Origin of the sequence: Roseomonas marmotae, assembly GCF_017654485.1 — a bacterium.
GTDB lineage: Bacteria > Pseudomonadota > Alphaproteobacteria > Acetobacterales > Acetobacteraceae > Pseudoroseomonas > Pseudoroseomonas marmotae.
Window position 1 is genome coordinate 1 of the sequence record NZ_CP061097.1, and the last position, 23,066, is coordinate 23,066.

Annotated in this window: 21 protein-coding genes and 3 pseudogenes; 18 read left to right on the forward strand and 6 right to left on the reverse strand. The window is 64.6% G+C overall.

Annotated features, from left to right (window positions below; all coding sequences use genetic code 11):
- Nucleotides 1-149 precede the first annotated feature (149 nt).
- The 6 genes and pseudogenes from IAI58_RS22285 (at nt 150) to IAI58_RS22305 (ending at nt 6,262) form a co-directional block, all read left to right on the forward strand.
- Entirely contained in the window at nt 150-386 is a 237-nt protein-coding gene (locus IAI58_RS22285; RefSeq protein WP_207451032.1) for a hypothetical protein, read from the forward strand.
- A gap of 228 nt (nt 387-614) precedes the next feature.
- Nucleotides 615-782 (forward strand): annotated as a pseudogene (locus IAI58_RS23585) (hypothetical protein); the annotation flags it as partial.
- A gap of 216 nt (nt 783-998) precedes the next feature.
- Nucleotides 999-1,880, forward strand: a complete 882-nt coding sequence (locus tag IAI58_RS22290; RefSeq protein WP_207451048.1) for an amidohydrolase family protein — start codon at nt 999-1,001, stop codon at nt 1,878-1,880.
- A gap of 36 nt (nt 1,881-1,916) precedes the next feature.
- A pseudogene (locus tag IAI58_RS23590) lies at nt 1,917-2,110 on the forward strand (transposase); the annotation flags it as partial.
- A gap of 236 nt (nt 2,111-2,346) precedes the next feature.
- On the forward strand, nt 2,347-5,148 hold the full coding sequence (locus IAI58_RS22300; RefSeq protein ID WP_207451028.1) for an MrcB family domain-containing protein: 2,802 nt from the start codon (nt 2,347-2,349) through the stop codon (nt 5,146-5,148).
- 13 nt (nt 5,149-5,161) lie between these two features.
- Nucleotides 5,162-6,262, forward strand: coding sequence for a 5-methylcytosine restriction system specificity protein McrC (locus IAI58_RS22305; protein WP_207451026.1), 1,101 nt, complete (start codon nt 5,162-5,164; stop codon nt 6,260-6,262).
- A gap of 216 nt (nt 6,263-6,478) precedes the next feature.
- Here the strand turns inward: IAI58_RS22305 and IAI58_RS22310 are convergent, their stop codons facing one another.
- Nucleotides 6,479-7,939, reverse strand: coding sequence for a tripartite tricarboxylate transporter substrate-binding protein (locus IAI58_RS22310; protein ID WP_208776339.1), 1,461 nt, complete (start codon nt 7,937-7,939; stop codon nt 6,479-6,481).
- A 222-nt stretch (nt 7,940-8,161) separates the two neighbouring features.
- On the reverse strand, nt 8,162-8,344 hold the full coding sequence (locus IAI58_RS23595) for a helix-turn-helix domain-containing protein (RefSeq protein WP_408906227.1): 183 nt from the start codon (nt 8,342-8,344) through the stop codon (nt 8,162-8,164).
- A 273-nt stretch (nt 8,345-8,617) separates the two neighbouring features.
- On the opposite strand from IAI58_RS23595, the gene IAI58_RS22320 reads away from it, so the two are divergent.
- Nucleotides 8,618-9,400, forward strand: a complete 783-nt coding sequence (locus tag IAI58_RS22320) for an MBL fold metallo-hydrolase (protein ID WP_207451523.1) — start codon at nt 8,618-8,620, stop codon at nt 9,398-9,400.
- Between the two features lie 27 nt (nt 9,401-9,427).
- Nucleotides 9,428-10,360 carry a hypothetical protein gene (locus IAI58_RS22325; protein WP_208776340.1) on the forward strand — a complete coding sequence of 311 codons (933 nt, stop codon included), beginning with the start codon at nt 9,428-9,430 and terminating at the stop codon, nt 10,358-10,360.
- Nucleotides 10,361-10,416: 56 nt separating this feature from the next.
- On the opposite strand, the gene IAI58_RS22330 is transcribed toward IAI58_RS22325, so the two are convergent.
- Nucleotides 10,417-11,769 (reverse strand): IS701 family transposase, encoded by a 1,353-nt coding sequence (locus IAI58_RS22330; protein ID WP_207451553.1) that lies wholly within the window; start codon nt 11,767-11,769, stop codon nt 10,417-10,419.
- A gap of 93 nt (nt 11,770-11,862) precedes the next feature.
- On the opposite strand from IAI58_RS22330, the pseudogene IAI58_RS23195 reads away from it, so the two are divergent.
- Nucleotides 11,863-12,027, forward strand: a pseudogene (locus IAI58_RS23195) (transposase); the annotation flags it as partial.
- 29 nt (nt 12,028-12,056) lie between these two features.
- On the opposite strand, the gene IAI58_RS22335 reads toward IAI58_RS23195, so the two are convergent.
- Nucleotides 12,057-12,956 (reverse strand): JAB domain-containing protein, encoded by a 900-nt coding sequence (locus IAI58_RS22335; RefSeq protein WP_237182710.1) that lies wholly within the window; start codon nt 12,954-12,956, stop codon nt 12,057-12,059.
- A gap of 122 nt (nt 12,957-13,078) precedes the next feature.
- Between IAI58_RS22335 and IAI58_RS22340 the strand changes: the two genes are divergently transcribed.
- The 4 genes from IAI58_RS22340 to IAI58_RS22355 all read left to right on the forward strand — a co-directional run bounded on the left by IAI58_RS22340 (nt 13,079) and on the right by IAI58_RS22355 (nt 16,141).
- Nucleotides 13,079-13,756 carry a thermonuclease family protein gene (locus IAI58_RS22340; protein ID WP_207451284.1) on the forward strand — a complete coding sequence of 226 codons (678 nt, stop codon included), beginning with the start codon at nt 13,079-13,081 and terminating at the stop codon, nt 13,754-13,756.
- A gap of 192 nt (nt 13,757-13,948) precedes the next feature.
- On the forward strand, nt 13,949-14,968 hold the full coding sequence (locus IAI58_RS22345) for an HNH endonuclease (RefSeq protein ID WP_207451279.1): 1,020 nt from the start codon (nt 13,949-13,951) through the stop codon (nt 14,966-14,968).
- Nucleotides 14,961-15,605 (forward strand): class I SAM-dependent methyltransferase, encoded by a 645-nt coding sequence (locus IAI58_RS22350; RefSeq protein ID WP_207451277.1) that lies wholly within the window; start codon nt 14,961-14,963, stop codon nt 15,603-15,605. The genes IAI58_RS22345 and IAI58_RS22350 overlap by 8 nt, the downstream gene beginning before the upstream one ends.
- Before the next feature lie 332 nt (nt 15,606-15,937).
- Complete coding sequence (locus IAI58_RS22355) at nt 15,938-16,141, forward strand: cold-shock protein (RefSeq protein ID WP_207451275.1); 204 nt, start codon at nt 15,938-15,940, stop codon at nt 16,139-16,141.
- A 272-nt stretch (nt 16,142-16,413) separates the two neighbouring features.
- Here the strand turns inward: IAI58_RS22355 and IAI58_RS22360 are convergent, their stop codons facing one another.
- A complete protein-coding gene (locus IAI58_RS22360) occupies nt 16,414-18,609 on the reverse strand; it encodes a helix-turn-helix domain-containing protein (RefSeq protein ID WP_208776341.1) in 2,196 nt (731 codons plus the stop codon).
- Between the two features lie 842 nt (nt 18,610-19,451).
- Nucleotides 19,452-20,285, reverse strand: coding sequence for an HNH endonuclease (locus IAI58_RS22365; RefSeq protein ID WP_207451271.1), 834 nt, complete (start codon nt 20,283-20,285; stop codon nt 19,452-19,454).
- A 95-nt stretch (nt 20,286-20,380) separates the two neighbouring features.
- On the opposite strand from IAI58_RS22365, the gene IAI58_RS22370 reads away from it, so the two are divergent.
- The 5 genes from IAI58_RS22370 (at nt 20,381) to IAI58_RS22390 (ending at nt 22,964) form a co-directional block, all read left to right on the forward strand.
- A complete protein-coding gene (locus IAI58_RS22370; RefSeq protein ID WP_207451269.1) occupies nt 20,381-20,485 on the forward strand; it encodes an excalibur calcium-binding domain-containing protein in 105 nt (34 codons plus the stop codon).
- 59 nt (nt 20,486-20,544) lie between these two features.
- Entirely contained in the window at nt 20,545-21,459 is a 915-nt protein-coding gene (locus tag IAI58_RS22375; RefSeq protein ID WP_207451563.1) for a 3'-5' exonuclease, read from the forward strand.
- Nucleotides 21,460-21,555: 96 nt separating this feature from the next.
- On the forward strand, nt 21,556-21,774 hold the full coding sequence (locus tag IAI58_RS22380; RefSeq protein ID WP_207451571.1) for a type II toxin-antitoxin system PrlF family antitoxin: 219 nt from the start codon (nt 21,556-21,558) through the stop codon (nt 21,772-21,774).
- Nucleotides 21,761-22,111 carry a type II toxin-antitoxin system PemK/MazF family toxin gene (locus IAI58_RS22385; protein WP_207451561.1) on the forward strand — a complete coding sequence of 117 codons (351 nt, stop codon included), beginning with the start codon at nt 21,761-21,763 and terminating at the stop codon, nt 22,109-22,111. Before IAI58_RS22380 ends, IAI58_RS22385 begins: the two co-directional genes overlap by 14 nt.
- Before the next feature lie 682 nt (nt 22,112-22,793).
- On the forward strand, nt 22,794-22,964 hold the full coding sequence (locus IAI58_RS22390) for a hypothetical protein (RefSeq protein WP_208776343.1): 171 nt from the start codon (nt 22,794-22,796) through the stop codon (nt 22,962-22,964).
- The last annotated feature ends 102 nt before the right edge of the window (nt 22,965-23,066 follow it).

Here is a 23,066-nt window from a genome sequence, read left to right on the forward strand (position 1 = left end):
AGCTCTGTAAATCAACCTTTAGGCGAAACACACCAGATTAAATTACATTTTTGCAATTTATTGGCTGCCTGAACCACCTGCGGGATTGCGTGCTGCAGTGGTTTCCCTTTGGCTATGGCACTGCCACGTTAACATCAGGGGCGCTCACTATGCTCTCCCTCCTCACCGCAGAGCTGCGCCAGGCGCTGAGAACCGCCATTCAAGAGGCTCTGCGTGAGACGCCAGACGATGCGGAGCGCCTGGAGACATTGCGGGCGTCCTTCATCAAGGTGCTGGAGACGACTGCTCCGCCTCCAGGCCATGGCGTCTCGGACCTGCGTCAGCGCGCCATGATTGCGGCGCAAATCGATGCGGTGATTGTGGAAGTCCGCAAAGCACATTCCTGAGCGGCACTCCCCCAATGCTCAAAGATTTTTCTGACCACCTGCTTCGGCCATCGGGGTCAGCATATGTCAGCTTTTCAGAAGGCAGGCTGCGTTCTTGAACATCTTAGAAGGGCGCACAGCTGCCGGGTGCGGCAATTGCTAGGTCACCAACCTGATGAGCACGCGGCCCCGGGCTTATCGTGTAACCGGAGTCGTCAGTCCGGGTAGCCCGCCCAAGGCGCCTGGGCGCAGCAGGAACTCTCGGCGCTCGCTTTCCGCAAGCCGGTGCGCGTGGTGGTGGAAGATACCGGCCGCTATGGCCGCACCCTTGGTGCCGTCTGGGTGGGCCGCCTTAACGAGCCGGTCAGGCCTTTGACACGCTCCCGTCCTCATCCATCAGCTCACCGTTGTGTGTAACCGTGGCTAACCTCCCGCTGTCCCCGGGCTGTCGACCTTGGCGCAGACTCCAGCCATGCTCTTCAGAGCGCCGACCGGAACAGGCGGGATGGGAGAAAACGCATGCACCTGACACACTCTCGCCGTGCCCTGCTGGCCGGCGCCGGATTGGCGGCCATGGGGTCAACATGGCCGAGCACTCCCGCCGGCGCCCAGTCCACTGCGTCAGCGCCCGGCATGGTGCGGGGCACGGCAGGACCTGTGAAGTTCTCCGCCGGCACGGAGCCCCCCCGCACGCCGGCGCCGCCGCTGGCCACGGATTGCCACCACCACGTCTACGATGCCCGTTTTCCAGCCGATCCACGCACCCAGCTGCGGCCGCCAGATGCCTCGCCGGAGGACTACCGGGCGCTGGCACGCAGGCTCGGCACCCAGCGCTCCGTGCTGGTCACGCCCTCCACCTACGGCACCGACAACCGCCTTCACCTGCAGGCCATGCGGGAGCTGGGCCCGGAGCGGGCGCGCATGGTCGCGGTGGTGGATCCCAGCGTGACGGACGCGCAGCTGCGCGAGATGCATGAGGCCGGGGTGCGCGGCATCCGCTTCAACCTAGTTCAGGCCGGGGTGACGACCGTCGACATGCTGGAGCCGCTTTCGGCACGCGTGCAGGCCTTGGGGTGGCACACGCAGATCCATATGCTGGGCGACCAGATCGCCGAGCACGAGGCGCTGTTCCTGCGCTTGCCGGCGCCGATCGTCTTTGACCACCTGGGCCGCATCCCGATGGACGAGGGGGTGGAGCATGCCGGTTACAAGACGGTCCGCCGGCTGTTGGATCGCGGCAAAACCTGGGTGAAGCTCTCCGGCGCCTACATGGACACCAAGGTTGGGCCAGCCGGTCGCTGGTCTGATACGGTCCCCGTTGCGCAGGGCTATGCGACGGGCGTGCCGGAGCGGTGCGTCTGGGCGAGTGACTGGCCGCATGTCACCGAGCCGGCCGAGAAGCCCGATGACGCGGCGCTGTTCGACCTGCTGACCGAGTGGGTGCCGGACGAGGCCGCGCGCAAGCAGGTGCTCGTCGACAATCCGGCGGCCTTGTACGGCTTCCCGAAAGGTTGAGCAGACTTGCCCTGTGGTCTCGGCAGCACGGGCCAGTTCCGCATCCTGGCGCTACAGGCGCTCTACAGCCTCTCCGACGAGCAGACGGAATTCCATGGCTGGACAGGCTTTCCTTCATGCACTTCGTGGATCCCGGCCTGTACCAGCCAGTGCCGGATGCCAAGACGACCTGGCTCTACCGCGAGCAGCTCAAGCGGGCGGATGCCATCGACGGGCTGTTCCGCCGCTGGGCGGTCACGGATGCCGCTCAGCATGACAGCCGCAAGTTTCCAGATCTGCTGGATCCGAGAACACGGCCAGCCGCGTCTGCGGCGGACACCGCTTACCGCATCAAGCGCAACCTGGAAGTTCTGGAGCGGCGCGATCTGAGCGAGCACATCCAGTTCCTTAGGGCGCCGCAGCGTGGGCTCTCCGAGCAGCAGGCGAAAGCTTATGATATTATTCTCGTGCTTGAGGAGCCTTTGTAGTGGACTGGATTAGCCGGCACGACATTGAACTGCTGCGCCAGAGCCGGGCGACAGCGCGCTACAAAGATCTCTCTCCAGAGGAACTTCAAGCTTACCACCGCATCCACGCGGCCCTGCAGCATCTGGCTGGGGTGGCAGTGGAGGCGCTAGGAGGCTCCCAGCAGTTCGACGCCAAGCTGACCAGTGGCTACTCGGTTTCAGGCGGTGTGCGGGGCAGCCTGCCCAAAGACCTTTGGTTCGGTGCTTATAACCGCCGCAACCTGGGCGCCTTCGTCGGCATGCCGCAGGTCTTTACGATCGTCTCCTCCACGGGGATCGAAGTCGGGTTCGCCGCCACCATCCACCCGAGCGACTTCTCGACCAAGGCAATCAAGGATGCCGTCCGTGCCGCCGCGCCGCAGATCTTCCAGGCCCTGCCGCCCCCCGGATCTCCCGCGGCGGCCGAACTGGCCGCCCGCCTCAACGCCGCCCCGGGCACCTGGTATTTCCGGCGCAAGACCCGGCTGCCGCCGCGTATCGCCGACTTCCCTTCACTTGATGCCTGGCTGACCTTCCTAGGCTCGGCCGAGGGGCGCCAATGGGCCAGCGGCGCTATCAGCCGCTATATCAGCGCAGAGGAACTGGATGCCCTGGGCGAGGCCGGGCTCGAGCACATCGTCCGGGAGACCGCCGCGCTGTTTGCTCCGCTCATGGCCGCCATTGTGCCGAGCGAGCCCGACGTGAGTACCCCTCTGGCGCTGTCGACTGAGGATCCGTCTGAGACGGCTCTCGAGCCGGAGGAGGTTATCCGGCCGGCGCTGGAGACCTTCTTGCAGCGTTTTGCCATCGTGCGCGTCGCACCTTTCGCGCGGAACCCGGAACTCTGGGACCTGATGGAGCGCCTCAAGGAGGCCCTGGCGGCGCTGCCAGCGCTGCAAGCCCATCCCCAGGTCCAGGTCACCTGGAGCCTTGGCAAAGGCAACTGGGCAGCGGTGCCCTGGATCGCCCTGCTAGACCGGCAGCAGATCCCCTCGACCCAAAGTGGGATCTACGGCGTCTTCCTTTTCCCGCAGGACCTCTCCGGGGTGTACCTTGCCCTCAACCAAGGGGTCACGGATCTCATCCGGACCCTGGGCCAAGCGGCTGGCCGGCGAGAGCTACAGCAACGGGCTCAGCAGGCGCGGCAACTGGTGCCGGAGCTGAGCAGCGCTGGCTTCGTGTTCGAGGGGGCCCCGGCGCTGCGCACCACGGCTGGGCTCGCCGCCGATTACGAGAGCAGCCTCATTGCCCATAAATTCTATCCAGCCGGCGCTGTGCCCTCCGATAGTGAGATCGCCTCGGATCTGAGCGCAGTGCTCGAGGCTTCGGCCAAGCTGCTGCAGGTCATGACCCCTGTTACGGAGGACGAAGAAGCCTTGTCAGCCGTAGAGACCGCGCAGAACGCCTGGCTCTGGTCGCCGGGACAGGGCGCGTCACATTGGGACGAGCTCTATGAGCAGGGCCTGATAGCAATCGGTTGGGATGAGATGGGCGACCTCAGCCGCTACACCAGCTTCGAGCAGATGGCCGAAGCGCTCAAACACACTTATGCCCGTGCGGACAATCCTTTCAACGACATCCGTGCTTGCTACGACTTTGCTCATGAGATGCGCCCAGACGACCTGGTCTTTGCCAAGCGCGGCCGCAGCACCATCGTCGGCCACGGCATCGTCACGGGAGGTTATGTGTTTGACCCCTCACGTCCCAGCATGCAGAGCGTGCGGACGGTGCGCTGGCTGCAGCGCGGTGAATGGACCGCGCCTTACGCCCTGCCAATGAAGACCCTCACTCGCCTAAGCCCGGCCTCTGAGGAGCTTGCGGCTCTACAGGCCTGTCTCGGCGCAGTGGATCCCAAACGGCCCGTGCCGGTGGAGGAGCGAAAGCCCTTCACAGTGGATGACGCGCTACAGGGTCTCTTTATGCCGCGTGCAACCTTTACGCATGCACTCGAAGTCTGGCGCCACAAGCGCAACCTTATCCTGCAAGGCGCGCCAGGAGTTGGCAAAAGCTTTGTTGCGCGGCGCATGGCTTATGCGCTGATGGGCTATGAAGATCCGAGCCGCGTCCGCACCGTCCAGTTTCACCAGGCCTATGCTTATGAGGATTTCGTGCAGGGTTTCCGCCCAAACGGCGGTGGCTTTGTTCTGAAAGAGGGTGTTTTTCTGGAATTCTGCCGACGCGCACTGACCGACCCCGATCAGACCTATGTCTTCATCATCGACGAGATCAACCGCGGCAATCTGTCAAAGATCCTGGGCGAGTTGATGTTGCTGATCGAGCCGGATAAGCGCGCCCCCGAATGGGCGGTCAAGCTAGCCTATGCCGAGAAGGCCGATGAACGCTTTTACGTGCCCCCCAACGTCTTTCTGCTGGGCATGATGAACACGGCCGACCGCAGCCTGGCGGTGGTCGATTATGCCCTGCGCCGCCGCTTTGCTTTTGTCACCCTGGAGCCTGGCTTTGGCGAAGGCAGCTTCCGGACGCATCTGACCGAGCGAGGGGTCTCCACCGCCCTGCAGGAGCGGATTTGTAGCCGGATGGGCACGCTGAATGCGGCCATTCGGGACGACCGCACCAATCTCGGTCCTGGCTTTTGCATCGGCCACAGCTTCTTCTCCAGCCCGCCGCGACTACCGGAGGGGGAGGGAGGGAGCCTGAGCCCTGACGCCGAAGCCGCTTGGTATCAGCGGGTGATCGAGACCGAGGTCGCACCTCTGCTGGAAGAATACTGGTTCGACGATCCCGCTCAGGCGGAGGCCTGGCGCAGCAAGCTGCTGGCCTGACGGGCGTCCTGCGATGGCCAGCGCCATCCCGATCCGCAACCTCTACTACCTGTTCCTCTATGCCTGGGACCGCTTTCCGGAGGGGAAGGCGGTCGAAGTCGCGGCTACGGACAGTCCGGATCTCATGAACCTGCTGGCACAGGTGCTGATCAATGGTGTCCGGCGCCTCCTCCGGCGTGGGCCTGACCGCGGCTACCGGCTGGAGACGGACGAGACCGCAGCGCCGCGCGGACGTTTTCTCCTGGCGGAGACCATCAAGCGGGCCACAATGCTGCGCGGGCGGGCCGTGTGCGCCTATGACGAACTCAGCGCCGATGTGCCACACAACCAAGTCCTGAAGGCTACGCTGCGGACCCTGGCCGCCGCGGAAAGCCTGCAGGATGGTTTGGCACATGAGCTGCGGCTCCTGCATCGGCGGCTTGCCGAGGTGTCAGACCGGCCGCTTTCGAGAGCACTGTTCCGGCCGGTGCAGTTGTCGCGCAACAACCGCCATTATGACCTGCTGCTGCAGATCTGCCGGCTGGTATACGACAACCTCCTGCCTGGAGAGGGTGCAGGCCGAACTCGCTTTGCTGATATCCTGCAGGATGAGGTGAAGATGTCGGCGGTGTTCGAGGCCTTCATCCGCAACTTCTATCGCGCCGAGCAAAGCGTCTTTCACGTCGGCGCGGAGCATCTCGATTGGAATGCTCTATGCGACGATCCTGCCCATGCCAGATACCTGCCGCTCATGCGTACCGACGTCACCTTACGGTCGCCTACACGAACCATTGTCATTGATGCCAAGTTCTATCAGCAGACTCTAGTGCGCCACTGGGGTGGGCCCGAACGGGTGCGCTCCGGACACCTCTATCAGCTACTGACCTATCTCCGGCATATCGATATCGCAGCGCAGCCTGCTCGCATGGCAGAAGGCATGCTGCTCTATCCGCGGATCAGCGGTCCGGATCTGCGGCTCCACTACACGCTGGACGGGCACTCAGTACGGATCCAGACCGTCGATTTGAACCGAGACTGGACCGAGATCCAGCAGGAGTTGCTGGCGCTGCTAGAATTGCCCGCTGCAGCATCAAAGCTGACGGAGGAACCTGTTAGCCTCAGCACCTCTTCGTAGCCGATCCATGCTCGGAACCAAAGCTTATAGGTCGTGACCCTAGCTGCGCCGACAGCTCAGCATAAACCTTCGCAGGCCTTCCCATCCCAGAATCTCCCAGATCACCGCCGGCAACCCAGGCGGTCATGGCAGCACGCCCTTTGTCGAGCTCCGCTGGGAACTCCCCCCCGCGGGTCGCACTGATTGGCCTGCAATTCCTGCTTTGCCGGAGCCGCGTTAGCCGGCCCGCAACACGCCAGCGGCACGCAGCAACCGCTCGTATTCCTTGCCCTCTTGCCTGATCGTGGCGTCCACTTCCTCCGGCGTCCGCGCGTCGGGCTCGATCCCAAGATCGGCGAGGCGGCGAAGCACCTCCGGCTCCCTGGAGATGGTCAGCATGTGGCCCGACAGCAGGGAGACGACCTGCGGCGGCGTGCCGGCCGGGGCGAACATGCCGTTCCAGGTGGTGAAGATGGCGCCGGGAAAGGTCTCGGCGATGGTCGGCACGTCCGGAAGCTGTGGAACCCGATGCGCGCCGGTGAGCGCTATCGCCTTCACCGCGCCGGACTGAACAAGCTGCAGCATGTCCGCCGGCGAACCGAAATGCGCATGCACTCGGCCACTCACTAAGTCAGCAACGATTTGCGGTACGCCAGGATAGGGAACGATCGTCAGCTCGATCCCCGCAGCTGTCGCCAGGGTAAATGGCGCCAGGTGGCTGGAGGTGCCGAGGCTGGAGGATGCCGTGTTCAACCGCCCAGGATTGGCCCGTGCCCATGCCACCAGCTCCGGCAGCGTGGAGGGTGGGAACTCCTTGTTGACCACCAGCAGGATGCCGTTGCTGCCGACGATATTGACACCCATGAAGTCGCGCAGGGGATCGTAGGAGACGGATTGCATCTTCGGCGTGGCAGAGAACACGCCCGGTCCGGCAAAGAGCATCGTGTGCCCGTCACGCGCGCGGAGGACCGCCTCCGCGCCCAGCACGGCGTTTCCGCCCGGCCGGTTTTCCACCGGGAAGGGCTGGCTCAGAACGGCCGAGAGGCGGGCGCAGAACAGGCGGCAGAGCGTGTCCGTCGCTCCCCCCGCGCCATAGGGAACGATGACGCGGACCGGTCTCGACGGCCAGCCGCCCGTCTGCGCAAACGCTGGCGATGCCGCAGCCACGGCGGCCGCGAAGCCCAGAGCCCTTCGTGTGATCATTCTCTCGTTCTCCATCGAGCAGCAGACACAGAACCGCCACCGCGGCAGGGCGCCGAGGGCGTCAGACAAGGCCGCACTGCGCGATCGGCCACCCGCATCCCGTGCCGCCGCGTACTGAAGTCGCTCGTCTCCTCCACCCTCGCGCGGCCAGTTCCCGCCCGGGATGCACGGCGTCCGTCTGCCGAAGGCCCTGGCCTCAGCCTGCCTGGATGACGTTCTCGCCGCTCTTACTGAGAGAGGCCGCGCGCGGCCTCTGTGGTAAGCGGCGATATGGATCACCGCTATCGGCCTACGCTGCCGGTCATGTACGACGGCGGCAAGCACGATTTCGTCCAGCAGCCCTTCTTCCAGTGCCAGCGCGCAGCCATCCTGCCGCGCTGTGGCCTCTTTTGCCCGCAAGGTCGGCAGGTCGGTGATTGTCTTCGGCGTCGGCGGCCGGGGCCCGCTCCGCGCGAGAATGCTCTCCACCTCCTCGTCGGGCATGAGCGCCATCATGGCCCGCCCTCCGACGAACTGGCCAATAAAATGCGCCGGCCGACGAGGGTAGCGAAGAAGCTCTCCCGTTCACTCTGCAACCGGATGGCATAGATGATCGACAGGTTGTCCAGCAGGCTGAGGTCAACGCGCTCCTGTACCGTGTGGCACAGTCCGATGCGTGGACGTGGCGCAGTCCGCCAACGGATTGATGCGCAGGAAGTCGAAGTGCCGGTCCAGAAATTAATTTGCAGGAATGAAATAGCGGACGCCATCATCCCGCTCGATACAGCCCAGGCGGGTCAGCGTATAGCTGACCCCCTGGGCGCTGCTCTTATCCAGTCCAGGGACCTCTGCACGTTGGGACAGTGACATGGGATGCGGCTGGCGCCCGAATGCCTCCAGCACGCGGAAGGCGCGTTCCAGGCCCTGATGTCGAGGCGCGGATCGACATCTGCATCGACCATGGGAGCTTCCCCCTTACTTCCTATTTGGCTTTGACATGTCTTCTCTTCAAAAAGTATTGTCAATTTCAGATAATTTGTATCGACCGTCAATACGATAGGTGCTTCGCCCATTTCATGCGGCACAGTTTCGGGTCCTGCAACGAGAACCGGAACGTGTCCGGGCACCATCGCGCCGCGGTCTGACGACGGAGCGGAGTGCCCATGTCCCCGATGCCAGAGGATGTCCAAAACGATGCGCCCGGTTACTTCTAAACCCAGCGGATCCCTGCCCCGCGCTTTGCGAGGCAACTTGCTTTGGACAGGAGGATCGCTGAGCTTCATCTACAAAGATCGGGAAGTGCGGAGCCATATCTCGGTCTATGCCCTCAAGGGTTCCGAGAAGATCATCATGGTCGATACCGGCCATCCCTCCCACTGGGATGACTTGGAGCGTGACATCGACAGGTTTCTCGACGGCAGAAGCCTCGACTTTATCTTCCTGACGCACATCGAGTTCCCGCATATCGGGCTCCTCCCAAACTGGATGCGCAAATTCCCCGACGTGCAGGTCTACGGTATGGTCAGCGACCTGTTTCACTACTTCCCGGACGAGGCGCACCGCTTCCATACGGTCGCCCCCGGAGACTTCCTGGACCTGGGCGACACGAAATTCGTCTTTGTGCCAGCCGTCTGGAGAGACATGAACAACACACTCTGGGGATTCGAGACGCGGGACCGCACGCTTTTCGTCGCCGACGCCTATGGGTATATGCACTACCACGACAAGGGCGAGACGGATGTCCTTAGCAGCGAACGGCCCGTCCCTGACCTTGAGGCGTTGCAGTTCCTGAACGAGCGGGCGCTGTACTGGACGAAGTACGCCGATACGCGGGAGACCTTCGGCAGCATGGACAGCCTGCTGGATGTCCTGCGGCCGCATCTCATCGCGCCCGCGCATGGCGGCGTGGTCGATACGCTCCCGGCTATGAACCCGCTGATCAAGCAGGGCATGATGATGATGAAGCTGCCGGTTTAACCCCGGGTGAGCACGGAGACTCGGCATATGGACAGCAAGTTGGCCAGTTCAGCTACCCTTTCCTGCACCTTTGATCCATCCTCCGGCGCGGAGCTGGTGCCGGGTCTGCTTTACGCGCTTGGCAGTTCGATCAGCCTTGATCGCCGGCCAGGCTGGATGCCGGCCGATTCGAAGGGCTGGCTGCCGATGCAGTGCTATGTGCTGCGCGACCTGGAGACGAAGTCCCTGGTGCTGATCGACACCGCCAGCACCGGGCAGATCGATGCGATTCGGGCCGGCCTCTCCACACTCGCCGAGGGAACCATGGACCGGCAGCTCCTGCTCGCCCGTCGCGAGCATGACTGCACGCTGAACCTGCCGCTACTGACGCGCGAATTTGCTGTCGACCGCGTCGCCACGGCCGGGGACCTGAATCCGCTCGATTACTTCTCCTCCATGGAGGAATCCTATTCGACGGCGCTGGTCACCTCGCAGATCCAGTCACGGTTCTTCTTCCTCCGACCTGGCAACATCATCGAAGCGGGTCGGTTCCGCATCGAGGTTCTGCGCGCGCCCCTGCGCGTACTGTCTACGAGCTGGTTCTATGAACATCATACAAAGACTCTCTTTACTTCCGATTCCTGGGGCCTGCTGACCAGCCCTACCGACGGCCCGCCGCGCGCAGTGACTCCCTCCCCGGCGGAGATCACCCCCGAGAGCATCGCCAACTTCATAGGAACGAAGTTCGATTGGGTGAAAGGCATTGATACCGTACCAGTGATCCGCGAACTGGAGGATCTGCTCGGTGGGCTTGAGATCGATCGGCTCTGCCCAAGCTATGGCTTGATCATCGAGGGTTGCGATGCCGTACGGCAGTGCATTGCGAACGCCGCTGAGGCGCTGGCGCTCCTGGCGCGGTTGCCGCGCCCCGATGCGCTGGATACCGTCAACCTCGAACAATTGCGGCGGATCTGCAGCTAGATGTTTTAAGCCATCAGTGTCATGTTGCGAGTTGGATCTAAGCTTGACTTTGGCCATCAGGCGGCGTGACAAAGGACGTAAGCCCAGGCGTGCTGGAGCGCTCGCCGGGGTTTTGCGCCGTGGCCGCTGTGCCGGGATGTGAGGAAACCTTGCTCGCACCAGATGTGACGTCGCACGGCGGCGAGGGTATCGCTGAAGGTCGGACGTTCCTTGTGATACCAAGCGCTGCTTGCCGCGGCATTGCGTTCTGAGGCTCTGAGCTGGGCAGCCAGGAGGGTGACGAGCGAGAATAGCCCAAGCAGGCATGGCGTCGTGCGGGCGATGGCGAGCTCCGACCACTGCCGCTGGGTCTCGACACCGAGATGCACCCTGGTTTCCTGAAAGGTCACCTCCAGCTGCCAGCGCTGGATGAACCAACACAGGATCTGCTCGGGCGTCCGATCAGGATCAGTGCACAGCAGGGCCTGCGGCTGGAACCGGCGATGAGGATCGCGGACCAGGATCCAGCGGATCGGCAGGATCGGCATTCCGCTATGACGCCATACGGCAGTGGCCGAGCAGATCTCGACGTTGCGTTCGCCCTCACCATACCAGCCTGGGATCACGACACGCTGCCAACGCGTATCGGCACCGACCAGCACCTCCGACAGGTTGGGCCGCCGCGCCCCTTTCGTGCGGGGCCGACCATTGGTTCCAGGTCGCCGTGGCGGCGCCGGATCATAGAGCGCGGCATCGAGCCGCAGGCGCGTGATCCCGATGATCCTGTGCCGGGTCAGGGCAGCCAGCAGTTCCAGGGCCGCAAAGCCGCTGTCGCCGACCACCACGATGTCGCGCCTTGGAAGCCAGCGACGGGCCTGCAGGATCAGTTGGCGAGCCCAGTCGGTGAGCTTCTTGTGCCGCCGGCCCCGCTCGCGACAGTACCGCTCGGAGGGCGCGAGCGTGGACAGGAAAGGCAGCGCCCAAACCCGGCCGGCCCAGGGAACAGGTGCCAAGAGCATCAGGCTGATCCAACGCAGGCCGGAAGCTTTCACGAAATGGCCGTGGCTGGAGCGCACCGGGTCGCGGTAGATGCCCATCGCTGCAATCCGCTTGCCGCGGCGGCGCTCAATCGTGTCGTCGATGCCCAGGACGACCGGCCCGTCCGGTGCGAAGGTCGTGATCAGGTGCGCCAGCAGGAGGCGTGACGCTGCCCGGGGGCTCCAGACCGCCCGGTTCAGCACCCGATGATAGTTCACGAAGCGCCGCTCCTGCGCGAGGCCGCTGATCTGCAACAGGCTGGTCACCGTACGTTTGCCTGGCGCCAGGATAGCCCCGATCAGCAGCACCTCGGCGTGTTGCCAGCTACGCTGGAAAAACAGCGGCGCAAAGCTCAGGATCACCGCGGCGAAGCGGGATGGTAGGTGAAGCATGGCGGCGTCTCTTGGCGGGGACACGCCAGCCTAGCCAGTCACCCGCCTCGCCGCCTACGCCTCCCTCAGATGGCCAAAGTCGAGCTAAGAACCCCTAACGATTTGCTGCCTTGGGTAGCGGTGTACCAGCAGACACAGCGCTGGCTGAAAGCGGGGTGCTTTGAGGCACCGGCGGAGGATCTGTGCGATGCTGCGCGACGAAAGGCGCAGCCGAGCGCTGCCATCCTAGATAGCCACACCTTGCAGCGGCCCTATCCCGGTACCAGTCCATCTCGCTCCACGACCCCCTATAGCAGGCCTTCCCGCCGGAAGGAGAGCCGCCGCCGGGAGCCGAGGATGAGATGGTCATGCACGACGACCGACAGCACGGCGCCGGCTGCCTTGATCTGCCGCGTCCTCTCGATCTCGGCGCGTGAGGGTGCCGGCGCCGCGTTGGGCTGGTGGTGCACCAGGATCAGCGCCGTCGCATGCAGCTCCAGCGCCCGCCGGATCACCGCGCGCGGAGAAACCGGGGTGGTGCTGTCAGGCGCCTGCGTCTCGTCCGCGATCAGCCGGTTCCTGCTGTCGAGGAAGAGCATGCGGTGCTGCTCGCCCGTCTCCCGCACCAGCGCTGTGTCCAGGTAGCCCATCAACCGGTCCCAGCTGTTCAGCACCGGCCGTTCCACCACCTCGGCCTGTGCCAGGCGGAGCGCCGTGTCCTGCACCAGCTTCAGGGCGGCGACGCTCTGCGCGCCCAGATCCGCCTGCGCCAGCAGCTCTTCGGACGGCGCGGCCAGCACCGCGGCGAAGGAGCCATGGCGGTTGATCAGCCGTTTGGCCAGTGGCTTGGTATCGCTCTGCGGGAAGGCGAAGAACAGCAGCATCTCCAGGATCTCGTAATCCGCCAGCGCACCGGGACCACGGGTCAGTAGCTTCTCGCGCATCCGGCGACGATGGCCGTGCGGTCCGGTGCCGTCTGGGAAGGGGAGGGAGGCCCCCTCCGGCTGCTCAGCGCCGCGGCCGATCCGGCTCTTCGAACTCCGGGAGCGTGGCTGGCCGGAGGCCAGCAGGTCCGGGGGGTGCGGCAAAGCACGGGCACCCTCGGCAAAGCCGCGCCGGGCCTGCGCCTGCATGATGGCGCGATAGGTGGGATTGGCGGGCCTTGGCTCGATGGGCCGGCCGATCAGCATGCCCAGTCTCGACCACATGACCGTGCCTCTCCCTGGCGCTCCTGGCGCCATTCTTCGCTGGTCGGAAGGCCACATCAACGAAAATTTCACGGCTCCGTGAGGTTCCATACAAGCCGCCACGCCGGCGCTATGCAGCGCCGATGTCCTGCCTCTCCCGCCTGCTGCTGCTCGCCAGCCTGCTGCTCTCCCAGCCCACGCTCGCCGCCGAGCTCTTTGGCCGCGTTGTCGGCATCGCCGATGGCGACACCCTGACCCTGCTGACACCGGAGCGGCAGCAGGTGAAGGTCCGCCTCTACGGCATCGATGCCCCTGAAAGCCGCCAGCCCTATGGCACCCGCGCCCAGCAGGAGCTCTCGGCGCTCGCCTTCCGCAAAGAGGTGCGCGTGGTGGTGGAGGACACCGACCGCTATGGCCGCAAGGTCGGCCGGGTCTGGGCGGGGCCGGTGGACGTCAATGCCGAACTGGTGCGCCGCGGCGCCGCCTGGGTCTACCGGCAATACAACCGCGACCCTGCCCTGCCACGGCTGGAGGCGGAGGCCCGGCAGGCCAAGCGCGGCCTCTGGAGCCTGCCGCCGCAGGAGCAGGTACCGCCCTGGGATTGGCGCCGGCAGGGCAGCCCGCGCACCGCGGCACCCACCAACAACCGGGGAGGGAGCGCGGCCCCAGCACAAAGCAGCGCCGGCCTCAGCTGTGGCGCCAAGCGCTATTGCGGTGAGATGCGTGACTGTGCCGAGGCGCGGTTTTATCTGCAGCAGTGCGGGCTGCGGCGGCTGGACGGCGATGGCGACGGGGTGCCCTGTGAGCGGCTCTGCCGCTAAGTCTGTGCTCCAGCAGGAGGATCCTCAGGATGCGGCGGGTGTGGCGTTGAGCGTCATGGCAGCGGCGTGGTGCGGTCTGGCCTGGAGCGCCTGGGTGCCGCTGGAACGCACGGCGATCCGCACCACCGCCCCGGCTCCTGTCGCGCAGTATGGCGTCCACCCGGCTGCAACGTTGACCCCGGAGGCCTCCGCGTGACGGATTTCCTGGCCACCGCGCCGACCCTGGATGCCAACTGGCGCGCGGTGGTGCTCTTCGGGCGGAATGTCGCCTCTTACAAGTTCGCCCTGGCCAAGACGCTGCTGGATCTGGCGGAGCGCGCCGATGAGCGTGTGCCCCTGGAGGAGCTGGCGGTGCCCTTTGCCCGTCATCTCTGCGAGCATCTGGCCCGGGTGGACCGACAGACCACCTCCCGCTCCAGCCAGTTTCTGGAGGCCTGCCGCGCGTTCAACCGGGGCGAGCTGCCTGAGGACAGGCTGATCGGCACCACGGCCCGGCTCGGCTTTACCAATGTGCTGGATGCATTCCATGTGGTGGGCCGCGGGCCGGTTCCGCTGCGCTTCTTCGTGGATGAGCGAAACGGCAGCCGGGGCGCGGGTGCCATCCGCCTGACCGATGATCTGCGGCGCCTGGCCGGCTCGCTACAAGGTGGCAGTCTCGCCGAGGAAGCGGAGGCGCGCTGGCGGCTGGTGGAAACCGCCTGGCAGCTGGAGCTGCCGCGCGCCGGCATCGAGGTGCAGGCCGATGCTGCCCGCGATCTGCTCTTCGTCGAGCAGGGCCAGCGGATCCGGCGCACCAGTCTGACCCGGGTGCGCGCCGCGCTGAACGGCTATCAGCGCGGTCATTGCTTCTACTGCCGGGCGGAGACGCCGCTGGCCGAGGCCGATGTCGACCATTTCTTTCCCTGGGTGCTGAAGGAGCGCGGCGCCATGCCGGATGCCGACAGCGTCTGGAACCTCGTCCTGGCCTGCCGCCGCTGCAATCGCGGCGAAGGCGGCAAGTTCGCGGCCGTGCCGGTGCCTGCCCTGGTGCAGCGCCTGCATCAGCGCAACAACTGGCTGGTCGACAGCCATCATCCGCTGCGCGAGACCATCCTGCTGCAGACCGGGCTGGATGCCGAGGCTCGCGCGGGCTTTCTGCGCGGCCGGCTGCAGATGGCGTTGGAGGCGCTGATCCATCACTGGCAGCCACGGGAGCAGTATGGGGATGCCTGATCCGGTCACGGCAACGCTGGCCTATTATGACCAGCACGCGGCCGCTTTTGCGGCGCAGAATGCTGCGCTCGACCTGACGCCGCTCTATGAGCGCTTTCTGCGGCATCTGCCGCCGGGCGGGCGCATCCTGGATGCCGGCTGCGGCACTGGCCGCGACTGTCTGGCCTTTGCTGAGCGGGGCTATGCGGTGGTGGGTTTTGATGCCTCGGCGGCGATGGTCCAGCTAAGCCGGGCGCGGGTTGGCCGTCGCGCCACCCTCCACCACATGCCCTTTGAGGCGGTCGCCTGGCAGGCAGCCTTCGACGGCCTCTGGTGCTGTGCCTCGCTGCTGCATGTGCCGGCCGCGGCCTTTGCCGATGTGGCGGCCCGGCTGGTGGCGGCCCTGCGGCCAGGGGGCGCGTGGTATCTATCCTTCAAGCAGGGTGCGGGCGAGCACTGGCGCGACGGGCGCCTGTTTGTCGACCACAGTGAGGCGAGCCTCCGCGCCACACTGCAGCCGCTGCCGGTGCGGATTGCGGATCTCTGGACCTCGCCCGATCTGCGGCCGGGCCGGGAGCGCGAGAACTGGCTGAACCTGGTGGCGATCCGGACTGAGACAGAGAGCATCGCGCAAGGCCGGTCAGAGGCAGGCCCGTGAGCCAGTCAGGCCACGCCGCCGGCGTGCACCTCGCTATGGAGGGCAGACCGACGATCTCATAGCTCATCCCGCTTGCAGAGCGACCGATCTGCGTGTGCAACCGCGACATTGATTAAGCAAAACCACTATGGTTGGGCATCGATCAAGAATAGGCCCAGAAAAAAACTTGCAAAATAAAATGGGGACATCTATATAGGTTTTGTCAGTTTCGTTGTTCCGGTGTGCTTCTCCTGCCCATTTATTTGGGCTCTGAGCTTGTTTCCGTTTCAAATTGAAGATGATCCGCCGCGCAATATCGCTCGGCGGCATTCCGTTTTGATCGGAATACTCTCATGGCTATCGGCACCGTTAAGTGGTTCAACACGACCAAGGGCTTCGGCTTCATCCAGCCCGAGGACGGCTCCAAGGACGTCTTCCTGCACATCTCCGACGTGCAGCGCGCCGGCATGGACGTGCGTGAGGGCGACAAGCTCTCCTACGACGTCCAGAGCGGCCAGCAGGGCAAGCTCTCGGCCGGCAATCTGCGCCAGGCCTAAAGGCGGGGCGGCCATCTGGCCGCCTTTCCTATAGCCATCGCAGCGCCTGCGCTGTTATGGGCCTCGAGCCTCGGCTGGATCTCCAGCCGAGGCTTTTTGCGCGTGCTGGCCGGACAAGTTGGCGGCTCGATGTAGCTGCCCACCGTCGAAATCAAACTCAGCGTCAGAGGCCTGATATTCGGATCGTTCCGTCAACTATAGAAGAGCGTCATTGTCATGGTTGCATCTTCAAGACGTCTGCGCGCCCCATTGCCGGAGCGCTGCACTCCCGGTCAGGCGGTCCGCCGAAACTCAACAACGTTCTCCAGCATTGCGACCTCAGGCTCCGGTGTGGTTTCGTCGGCGAGGCGCATGAGGGGAGCCAACACTGTTCTCTCCCACAGGCTGTTCACCATCTCCTCAAGCTGCTCCTTGAGGTCAGCCCGGCTCTCGAACCACTTCTCCAATTCACCGGCTACACGGCCCTTGAAGCCCGGACCCATACCCCACTGCTCCGCACACTTCTGCCAGACGTCCGAATCCTTGAGAGGGCCGTGGTACACCTCTGTGCCGGCGCGCTGGACAGCTTCCAGAAATGCCTTGCGGGAGGTCGCTGCACGCTGGCCGATCTGATCGATGGTGCGGGTCGCAATGACGAGGTCCTTGTCCTGCTTCAACGCCGCAAGCGTATCTTCCAGTGATGCAAACCAGCGGTTGCTGCGCAGAACCGCGTCACGGGCGGCCCCCATACCCACCTGATGCATGATGTTCAGGCCTGTGTAGGTGCCGCTCCGTCGCGTGGCGGCCCAGAGGGTGGAGGCATGTCGCACACCCTGCACCGTCGTCAGGACATCCCGGTAGGCGAGCCTTTCCCGTGCTCCCAGCTTTGAGTGGGCACCAAGAAAGTCACGCATGCGCTTCGCAACCTCCTCGACCGCGAAGATCATCGTCTGCGCTTCGTGATTCTCCAGAATCTCATTCACTGCGGCGCAGAGATCAGACAGGCGCTCGGCTGCCGCCTCGCGCATCTGGTTCAACTGTCCAAGGAGACTCTTGCGGATGCTCTCTGCAGGATCGGACTGGGCGTTGAAGAACAGCACCGGAATCTCCGGCAGGTCGGAGGCTTGCAGATCACTCTGCACCTGCATCTCTTTGAAGGCATAACCTTCCTCGTCCGACATGGCCGTTTCGCCCATGTCGTCCTTCATGGCCAGTGCCTCATCCGGGCGAGGCAGGGCCATGACCGCAACCTTGCCGGCGCTTAGAGGCTCAGAGAAGGTCTGGCGCATGTGCTGGAGGAGCGTCTTGCTGCTGACGCCGGGCGCGTCGTTGAACTTGGAGCAGAAGACCACCGCCGTTCGCGGGTCCCGCAGCCGCAGATCAAGGTCTTCCCGGACAGCGACATCGTCCACACCTTTGGTATCGATGACGGTGATGTCCAGTTCGCCGAAATCCTTGCCGAAGGCTGGAATAACGAGGTCGATAGATTTGGGCAGGCTTACGTCCGGCAGACGCCCGTTGTTCACCTCCCTGAATGTTTTGGCAAGCCACTCCATCGGCTGGAGCAGTGACGAGGATTCATACCAGAGGTCGCGACGCGTCCGTTCACCAAGGCGCATCAGCTCCAGCACGCGGGTGCGAAGCTCATCCTCGGTAGCACAGGCCTCCACGAGGTCCTGAACAGGGTCCTGATAGGTGATCTTGCCATCCTCGCGGATGGTCTTCCGGGTCAGGCCGGCCATGTTGCGAATGGCGCGCTCGGTCTCACGGCTGACCGCCGCCGCTTCGCGCAGAGCCCTATCATCGCTTTTCAGGGCAATCTGCTTGGCGGCGCAGAAGTCGGCCACAAGGCTGCGGAGTTCCGCATCGGAGAGCGGGAGGACTGACAAGCCGAATTCCGGGCCACGACGGATATGGACTTCACAAATGGTGGTTCCGCCGGCGCCGGTTTCCAGCACTGTCCGGTCCATCGCTTTGGTGGAAGGCGAGGTCGGCACCAGCAGGTCAAATGCAAAGGCGAGCGCAGTGGACTTGCCGACGCCGATGTCGCCAATGAAGGCAAGGTTATGCTTGAGCTTGAGGAGGTAGGCGGCGCCGCGCAGAAGCGTGGCCTTATGTCCTTCAATCGCGCGGCGCAGCGGCCATGGCCGATCCTCGTCGCTCAGAAAATCCTCAACTGCGCACAGCATGTCCTCGGTTTCTTCGAGAACAACACGTTGCGGATTCCAGAAGGTCGGCGGCTCGATGTGCAGCCACTCCCGCGAGGCAAAATCCCGGTAAGCCGCAACGTCCGTCGAGCCAAGCTTTTGGAGAGCATCGAGGACCCGGTCAGTGTCGACCGCATTGGAGATGTCGCCCTTCTCGATGCGCGAGACGCGGCTCTGATCAAGGCCTGCGGCCTTGGCGACCTCGGCCTGTGTCACCCCGAGATCACTACGGAGGCGGCCGATCACGGCCGACAGTCGCTTAACGGGCGCATCTTCAAGCATGTCATAATCTCCTGCTAGAAAGCTGATTATATGTAGCATGTATGCGCGTCAACCCCGAAACGGGTTTGCATTCTTGCAGGGGACAGAAAATCTAGTCGCCAGGATTCGAACGCTTTCCGCTACTCAGACTGCACCATGGCCTCGCCCGATGCCCTTGCTGGTCCTGCCGGCCCCGCTCCCCGAGGCTCGCTGGCAGGGCGCGCGGCGGACTTCGCCCGTCCCAGGACCGCCTCGAGCACCCGGCGCGCCTATGACCGGGACTGGGCCGGCTTCACCGCATGGTGCAAAGGGCATGGTGCCGTGCCGCTACCCGCGCGGCCGCAGGTGGTCGGCCTCTGGCTGACGCATGCGCCGAGCGGCTGGCGGTCGCCACCCTCGGCCGCCGCCTTACCGCGATCTCCACCCTGCACCGCCTGCACGGCCATCACCTCGACACCTAGCATCCGGCGATCAGTGACGTGCCGCGCGGCATCCGCCGCACGTGGGGCACGGCCCAGCGCCGCGTCACCGCCGCCACCATACCGCCCAGCACGGGGTTGAGGAGCGGCTAATCATGCGCACCATCCGGCACCGCTCGCTACCGGTGCTGCGCACCCATGTGTGCGACGGCGAGATATTCCTCGATAACGCCTCGGGGCGCGTTGGCGCTATAATTCAGCCCAGCCCAGCCCTGAGCGGATAGCGGACGCGCGATGCAGAGCAGGTTTTGCTGCACTTCCCTTTGGGAGCTTTCCAATGAGACTTTCTCCCTACGCGCTGGAACGTCTGATGCGGCACGGCCACGCCGTGGTCCGTTTTTAAGGGCGCAGGTCACAGGGTAACACACCATCGCTGGAGGTAGCTTACGATGATCCTTCTATGGTTTTGATACGCCCCATCAGAAAAGCATTCCGCGTCACCGCCTGCTGGCCATAATGCATCTCACGGTGGCAGTTCGGGCAGATGGCGGCGACGGCGTCGAGCTTGTCCGGCCCACCATCGGATAACCGATGGAGGTGGTGCACTTCCAGAAACGGTTCTCCGGAGGCAGAGGTGAATGGAGCCGGTTGGTCGCAGCATTCACACACGCCATTGGCGCGTGCGCGAGCATAGTCTCGAACGGCAGCAGCACGACGAAAATACGTCGCAATGGCCTGGCCAACATGCTGTCGCGGCGCCTCTGTTCCGGCTTGCTGGGCTGCTTTGCGAAGCGCTGACAACTGTGTTGCAGATGCCCCTGTGTTCAGAGGCACCGGCGTTGCGGCCGGCACGAGGTGGAAGACGATGCCGCGCCGCATCGCACCGTTTCGATCTGGCGCCTGCCGATACTCCCAACTCGCGGCAAAGAATGGCCCGACATATTCCACCTGAGACCGTGGCGATGTGAGGATCTTGAACAGGTGCAGATCGCGGCCTTGGTCGATGTGATCACGAATGGCAACATTGCCGCGCAACCAGGGCATATCGCCGACCTGGCCCTCACCGAAGTAGCAGAAGACGCCGTCCGACCAGCCATCTTCATAGCCATGCTGCACACCTGTCGCTCCGGTAAAGAGCAGGATGACCGGGTGCTGCGACGGCGTTGAGATGCCACCTTGCTGCTGGCCGCCGAAGTGCTTGTGCAGTGTGGTGCGGCGGTAGATCTGCCCTGGCACAAGATCCAGATCGCCAGCCGGCGCGGTGACTTTCTTTGCCATCAGCGTGCCATCTGGCAGGTTGATGGAAGAGCCGCGTCGACATCGAAGGGTGAGGTCATCATGACGTCAGCGTAGCGGAACTCATGCCGTGGGCAATGATGCGTAGCTGTGCCAAGACGCGCTTCTATCTGCAGCAGTGCGGGCTGCGGCGGCTGGATGGCGATGGCGACGGCGTGCCCTGCGAGCGGCTCTGCTGCTAAGCTCGCGTTCTCGCTTTGGTCTTCTGGCGCCGGAGCACCGAGGGCGCCATGGAAGCGGCATGCTAACCCGTGCCGCAGATCCGCCCGACCTCACCCAACTGGAGGCGATGGCGGCGCAACTGGCGGCCAGCGGCCACTATCGCGTGCTGCGGCGGATCGCGCCGCGGCCAGCGGTGACGCCGCCTCTGGGCACGCCCACCCGGCTCGGTCTGCTGCTCGATCTGGAGACCACCGGGCTCGATGCTGCGCAGGACGAGATCATCGAGATGGCGATGCTGCCCTTCACCTATGGGCTGGACGGCACCGTCTATGCAGTGGGGGAGCCCTTCAGCCGGCTGCGCCAGCCCACCCGCCCCATCCCGCCGGCGGTCACGGCCCTGACAGGGCTGACGGATGAGCAGGTCGCGGGGCAGCAGATCGACCCCGCGGAGGTGGCTGCCTTCATCGCGCCCGCGGCGCTGATCATCGCCCACAATGCCGGCTTCGACCGCCGCTTTGCCGAGGCCTTCTGCCCGGCTTTTGCCGAAAAACCCTGGGCCTGCTCGCAGCGGGGGATCGACTGGGCGGCGGAGGGGTTCGAGGGCAGCAAACTGAGTTACCTCGCCATGCGGCACGGGCTGTTCTTTGAGGGGCACCGGGCGCGGCATGACTGCGAGGCGACGCTGGAGATCCTGGCCCGCCCCTTGCCCGCCTCGGGCGTGCCTGGCTTGGCGCGGCTGCTGGAGGGGGCGCGGCAGCCGCGCTGGCGGATCTGGGCCACGGATGCGCCCTTCCACCACAAGGACCGTCTGAAGGCCCGCGGCTACCGCTGGAATGGCGAGGGGACGGGCGCGACGCGCGCCTGGTTCATCGAGGTGGCGGAGGCCGAGCGCGCGGCGGAATGCGCCTTCCTTTGCCAGGAAATCTTTGGCCGGGAGCTGGAGCCACTGATGCAGCGGATCACCGCCCTCGAACGCTACTCGGTCCGCGGCTGAGGAATACCAGACGGGGTCGTGCCGCGCGGGCCTCAGGACGAGTGCCGGATGGGGTCAGTCCTTGTCTTGGGTAAGGAAAATCCTTACTTTGGGCCCATGATCACCAGCCGGCTCACCAGCAAAGCCCAGACGACGATCCCCCAGCCGGTCCGGGCGGCCTTGCGTCTGCGGGAGGGGGATGAGATCGCCTATACGATCGAGCAGGGGCGGGTCGTGCTGACCCGCGTCCAGCCGGAGCGCGCCGCCGACGATCCGTTCCGCACCTTTGCCGAATGGGAAAGCCCGGCCGACGCCAAGGCCTATGCCGGGCTTTGAGGTCTGGGACCTGGTGAAGGTCCCCTTTCCCTACACCAACCGCCCCGTGCAGCAGCGCCGCCCGGCCCTGGTGATCGCGGCGCCAGAAGCCTCCGGCACGCCAGCGCTGCTCTGGGTGCTGATGGTGACCAGTGCCGAGAACCGTGGCTGGCCCGGGGATGTGATGGTCTCGGACCTGACCGAGGCTGGGCTGCCGGCTCCTTCTGTCGTGCGCCCCGCCAAGATCGCCACCATCGAAGCTGGCGATGCGGAGCGGATCGGGCGTCTGCCGGAGCCAGACCAGCGGCAGGTCGCCCAGGCACTCCGCGCCAGCCTCGGCGGGGTATTGGCGCAGTAATCACCACTGTGCTGGCTGCAACGGGGTAAGCGGCCGGCCATGCCCAACGCCTGTCGGTCCACGATCAGGCGCTCACAGGCCGTGGCCGCACCAGCAGGAGGCGAGTTGCGAAGTGACTTCCGAGGTGCCGCTGAGGCGCCGCTGAGAAGGATCCTCTGACACAGGCAGCCCGTCAGCTGCCGCTCCTGAGTATGGTGAGCGCGGGCCGGCCGTTGCCGCGGCTCAGAAATCATTTCCGAGCGGGCCGCGTCCAGATGGTCTTGTAGCGCCGTGATATGATGCCCGCCCGGCACGCAGTTTGGCTTCACGACGAAGGCGTTGCAGCATTTCCGGGCATTGTCAGGGGGATAATGCTGGAGGAACCGGGCAGCCTCTCCACGTGGCAGGAAGACCGCTCGGAAGTGAGTTCGGCGTTCCGCCGCGACAGTGCCGGCGCCCCACGTCCATCTCAGGCATCATGATCGCCGACATTCCAAGTCTGGCCATTGCTATGGCGCGGCGCTGGTCTATCCAGCTGAGCGGGAGGCGGGAGGGATCCCGGCCGCGACCGGCTCTACCTGGTTGGCTGTATTGCCAGAGCAGCGCGGCACCTTTTCTCAGCCATCCGCCAGGCGGCGTCTGGATCCCAGCCTGCCTGCCCTCCTCGCTGCGAAGAGCGCAAGTTCTGCAAGGACACGCGCCTGTGCCTCACGAACGCGCTCGCTACCGGGCATCCCAGCGGATTCTTTTCACCGAAACGCCGCAGCACGTCCCGCATGTCATCTTCTCAACAGAGGGCGGTGACATTGCACGATCTGTTGTCGGCGCGCCGGTGGTGGCAGCCATCTCAGGAAAATATCTGCTGGATGCATGATGTGCGCGGGCCTCTTGCCCATGCTGCTCTCCAACGCGCCACGCGTTTGATGAATTCTTCTCTGTTAGGATCAGAGGATTTACCAGAATCAGGCGGCACTTT

What these genes read in the sequence shown, in the direction of transcription:
- IAI58_RS22375 (WP_207451563.1), top strand. Translation starts at nt 20,545, where the DNA reads ATGCTAACCCGTGCCGCAGATCCGCCCGACCTCACCCAACTGGAGGCG.
- IAI58_RS22325 (WP_208776340.1), top strand. Translation starts at nt 9,428, where the DNA reads ATGGACAGCAAGTTGGCCAGTTCAGCTACCCTTTCCTGCACCTTTGAT.
- IAI58_RS22380 (WP_207451571.1), top strand. Translation starts at nt 21,556, where the DNA reads ATGATCACCAGCCGGCTCACCAGCAAAGCCCAGACGACGATCCCCCAG.
- IAI58_RS22305 (WP_207451026.1), top strand. Translation starts at nt 5,162, where the DNA reads ATGGCCAGCGCCATCCCGATCCGCAACCTCTACTACCTGTTCCTCTAT.
- IAI58_RS22385 (WP_207451561.1), top strand. Translation starts at nt 21,761, where the DNA reads ATGCCGGGCTTTGAGGTCTGGGACCTGGTGAAGGTCCCCTTTCCCTAC.
- IAI58_RS22360 (WP_208776341.1), bottom strand. Translation starts at nt 18,609, where the DNA reads ATGCTTGAAGATGCGCCCGTTAAGCGACTGTCGGCCGTGATCGGCCGC.
- IAI58_RS22285 (WP_207451032.1), top strand. Translation starts at nt 150, where the DNA reads ATGCTCTCCCTCCTCACCGCAGAGCTGCGCCAGGCGCTGAGAACCGCC.
- IAI58_RS22310 (WP_208776339.1), bottom strand. Translation starts at nt 7,939, where the DNA reads ATGATGGCGCTCATGCCCGACGAGGAGGTGGAGAGCATTCTCGCGCGG.
- IAI58_RS22350 (WP_207451277.1), top strand. Translation starts at nt 14,961, where the DNA reads ATGCCTGATCCGGTCACGGCAACGCTGGCCTATTATGACCAGCACGCG.
- IAI58_RS22370 (WP_207451269.1), top strand. Translation starts at nt 20,381, where the DNA reads ATGATGCGTAGCTGTGCCAAGACGCGCTTCTATCTGCAGCAGTGCGGG.
- IAI58_RS22365 (WP_207451271.1), bottom strand. Translation starts at nt 20,285, where the DNA reads ATGGCAAAGAAAGTCACCGCGCCGGCTGGCGATCTGGATCTTGTGCCA.
- IAI58_RS22340 (WP_207451284.1), top strand. Translation starts at nt 13,079, where the DNA reads ATGTCCTGCCTCTCCCGCCTGCTGCTGCTCGCCAGCCTGCTGCTCTCC.
- IAI58_RS22335 (WP_237182710.1), bottom strand. Translation starts at nt 12,956, where the DNA reads ATGTGGTCGAGACTGGGCATGCTGATCGGCCGGCCCATCGAGCCAAGG.
- IAI58_RS22355 (WP_207451275.1), top strand. Translation starts at nt 15,938, where the DNA reads ATGGCTATCGGCACCGTTAAGTGGTTCAACACGACCAAGGGCTTCGGC.
- IAI58_RS22330 (WP_207451553.1), bottom strand. Translation starts at nt 11,769, where the DNA reads ATGCTTCACCTACCATCCCGCTTCGCCGCGGTGATCCTGAGCTTTGCG.
- IAI58_RS22320 (WP_207451523.1), top strand. Translation starts at nt 8,618, where the DNA reads ATGCGCCCGGTTACTTCTAAACCCAGCGGATCCCTGCCCCGCGCTTTG.
- IAI58_RS22290 (WP_207451048.1), top strand. Translation starts at nt 999, where the DNA reads ATGGTGCGGGGCACGGCAGGACCTGTGAAGTTCTCCGCCGGCACGGAG.